Raw genomic sequence first — 3,077 nt, forward strand, 5'->3', positions numbered from 1 at the left:
GGCGCATTCATCGTCGCCTCAGGTCCGGCAGGGTAACTGCCCGTCATGAACGCGGCGTGTGCGACATATCGGTTACAACAGCCCGGTCATGTGCGCCGGGCAGGTTCTCTTGAGCTCAAGCTGCGCTATTCGCGGCGGGCGGTTGCCCTGCAGCCAAAGTCTTCAATGGCCACTGTAGCTTTGTACGAGCCGCGATGCGTAGCCGCGCGGTCGTGAAGGCGTTGTATGTCACACTCAAGCTGTTACATCGTAGGCACTTGCAGCCGTAGTCATGGCTGTAGCCCCGATCCTGGCCATGGCTTAAGCCGTGGCTGGGGCGCGGATAATGGTGGAACGCGGGACAATGGCTTGAAGCACACGCCCAAAGGGTGTTGGCTTGTAGTAATCGAAATCACTTCAAGAGGAGGAAACGTGAGCGAGGCCGACGCCGCCACATCGGTAAATGTGGCGGAAAGATTGGGTTTCAAAGATGGGGATCTAATTCAGGAACTCGGTTACGACGATGATGTCGATTTCGATTTGCGTGATGACATTGAGGAACTCACGGGTTCCGAGCTGCTTGACGAAGACGATCACGAGGTAGTGGATGCGGTCATTTTCTGGTGGCGCGATGGTGATGGAGACCTTGTCGACGCACTAGTTGATTCTTTGACCACCTTGGGTGAAGGCGGTGTTGTCTGGGTGCTGACCCCCAAGTCGGGTCGCGACAACTACGTCTCGCCCTCGGATATTCAGGACGCTGCTCCTACGGCCGGCTTGCACTGCACTACCTCCGCAGGCGTCTCCAAGGACTGGAGCGCAACACGGCTTGTAGCGCGCAAGAAGAACAAGTGACACACACGAAGTTGAACCCTTCCGGGCTGCGTCCGGGAGTTCCCGTTGTGGGCCAGGAAGCCCCGGACTTTGAGCTCGTGAACCAGTTCGGGGAGCCGGTCCGCTTGTCCGGGCTTCGCGGCCGGAACGTGGTGGTGGTGTTTTATCCCTTCGCCTTCTCTGGAATCTGCACCGGGGAGCTGTGCGAGATCCGCGACAATCTGGGTATTTTCCAACATGCGAACGCCACGGTCCTCGGGGTGTCGGTGGACAGCAAGTTCGCTTTGCGGGCTTATGCGGAAAAGGAAGGCTACGAGTTCGATCTCTTGGCCGACTTCTGGCCGCACGGGGAAGTAGCCGAGAAGTATGGCGTGTTTGATCCAGCTACCGGCATGTCGTTGAGGGGCACTTTCATCATCGATGCCGCGGGGATCATCCGTTACGTCGTCGTCAATCCGCGCGGGCAGGCACGCGACCTGGCGGAATACCGCGAGGCATTGTCCGCACTTGGCCAGGTCTAACGGCGATGAGCGCCCAACGGCCCGGCGTCGGAATGACTGGCTTCGCCATACTTCCGCCGGCCTCGACGGTTGAGTTGGATGCGGACGAGGTGGACGTTCTCCGCCGAGCCGCCGGGGTTCTCGGTGGCAAGCGGCTTGCTGTCTTGACCGGAGCCGGACTGAGCACGGACTCCGGAATCCCTGACTACCGCGGCCCTGGAGCCGCGCCGCGGAATCCCATGACCTACCAGGAATTCATCGGAAGCCCGGCCAACCGGCGCCGGTACTGGGCGAGGAACCACCTCGGATGGTCGCACCTCCGGCATGCGGACCCCAATGCCGGGCACGCCGCCGTCGCCTCCTTGAGCGGCGCGGGCTGATGACGGGGCTCATCACGCAGAACGTGGACCGGCTGCACGAGGACGCCGGCAGCATTAACGTGGTGGACCTGCACGGCCGCTATGATCGCGTGATCTGCCTTGATGAGGGGCACCTGTTTACCCGGCGGCTCGTGGCATCGATTCTGGAGGAAATCAATCCCGGTTTCCTCGAAGCCGCCCAGGCTTCCGGCGTCGTGGAAATGGCACCGGACGCCGATGCCTCGGTGGAGGATCCCGAACTCATCCGTTCCTTCGTCGTTGCTGTTTGTCCCGTGTGCGGGGGGACGCTCAAGCCCGACTTCGTGTACTTCGGTGAAAATGTGCCCAAGGGCCGGGTCCAGCGTGCCTATTCCATGGTTGACGAAGCCGGGGCGTTGCTCGTGGCGGGTTCTTCGTTGACTGTCATGAGCGGGCTGAGGTTCGTGCGGCACGCAGCCAAACTCGGCAAGCCGGTAGTGATCATCAACCGTGGACCGACCCGCGGTGACGGTTTCGCGGACCTCAAAGTGGAAGTAGGAGTCAGTGGCGCGTTGGCCTGGCTTGCCGCTGAGCTTCCCGATCTGCTGCCATCCAAGTAGTCGATTAGTGTTCCGGGCGATTGATCCGGTAGAGTACATGTTCGTTGGTTGAAGCGCCGAGGGTGCCGAAATCAGTGTTTTGGGTCTTTAGCTCAGCTGGTAGAGCGCCACGTTTACACCGTGGATGTCATCGGTTCGATCCCGGTAGGACCCACCGAGAAGAAGAGCTCCTGAACTGCGGAAATGCAGCTCAGGGGCTCTTTTCTTTTTATTCCAGGGCCCTAGGGTCCCGATGGTTGTGGCCAGTCGTTTGCCGGTTCAGAATGGCAGCATGACAGCGTCCGGAGATGCAGCGCGCGACAAGACGCTGGCGAAAATCGGTACGGCGGTGTTCGCCGTCGCTCCGGCTACCGCGGCCGGTCTGTTGCCATGGTTTGTGACCCGCTGGAGGGTGCAACAGCCTGTGCCGGGCGGACTGGCGGCCCAGTGCACAGGTGTTCTGCTGATCGGCGCCGGCGCGGCGGTGATTACCAATTCTTTCGCGCGGTTCGCCCTTGAAGGATTGGGAACGCCTGCGCCCTTTGCGCCGCCGAAGAACCTTGTGGTCAGTGGTTTCTACAGGTTCGTGCGGAATCCCATCTACGTGGGCATTGGCGCCGCGATCGTCGGGCAGGGCCTCGTGCTGGGACAGCCAAAGCTGTTCGGCCTCGCGGCCTTGGGCGCAGTTCGCGTGGTGGCTTTCGTCAGGTTGTATGAGGAGCCCACCCTGGCCCGCAAGTTCGGCGCCGAGTATGAGGACTACCGTGCCAACGTCCCCCGCTGGCTGCCACGGCTCACTCCCTGGCAGCAGCCACGCTAGCGTCGGG

At 61.4% G+C, this 3,077-nt stretch carries 3 protein-coding genes, 1 tRNA gene and 1 pseudogene; all 5 read left to right on the forward strand.

From position 1 onward, the window contains the following. Window positions 1-411 precede the first annotated feature (411 nt). The 5 genes and pseudogenes from AHiyo1_RS04450 (at window position 412) to AHiyo1_RS04470 (ending at window position 3,070) form a co-directional block, all read left to right on the forward strand. Complete coding sequence (locus AHiyo1_RS04450) at window positions 412-834, forward strand: DUF3052 domain-containing protein (RefSeq protein WP_059387755.1); 423 nt, start codon at window positions 412-414, stop codon at window positions 832-834. Beyond that, on the forward strand, window positions 831-1,334 hold the full coding sequence (locus AHiyo1_RS04455) for a peroxiredoxin (RefSeq protein WP_059387756.1): 504 nt from the start codon (window positions 831-833) through the stop codon (window positions 1,332-1,334). The genes AHiyo1_RS04450 and AHiyo1_RS04455 overlap by 4 nt, the downstream gene beginning before the upstream one ends. A gap of 5 nt (window positions 1,335-1,339) precedes the next feature. Continuing rightward, window positions 1,340-2,271: pseudogene (locus tag AHiyo1_RS04460) on the forward strand (Sir2 family NAD-dependent protein deacetylase). Window positions 2,272-2,352: 81 nt separating this feature from the next. After that, a tRNA-Val gene (locus AHiyo1_RS04465) sits at window positions 2,353-2,425 on the forward strand. A gap of 117 nt (window positions 2,426-2,542) precedes the next feature. Further along, the gene (locus tag AHiyo1_RS04470; RefSeq protein ID WP_059387757.1) at window positions 2,543-3,070 is read left to right on the forward strand and encodes a methyltransferase family protein; all 528 of its coding nucleotides are present in this window, start codon (window positions 2,543-2,545) and stop codon (window positions 3,068-3,070) included. Window positions 3,071-3,077 lie beyond the last annotated feature (7 nt).

Source organism: Arthrobacter sp. Hiyo1 (genome assembly GCF_001263615.2).
Classification (GTDB): Bacteria; Actinomycetota; Actinomycetes; order Actinomycetales; family Micrococcaceae; genus Arthrobacter.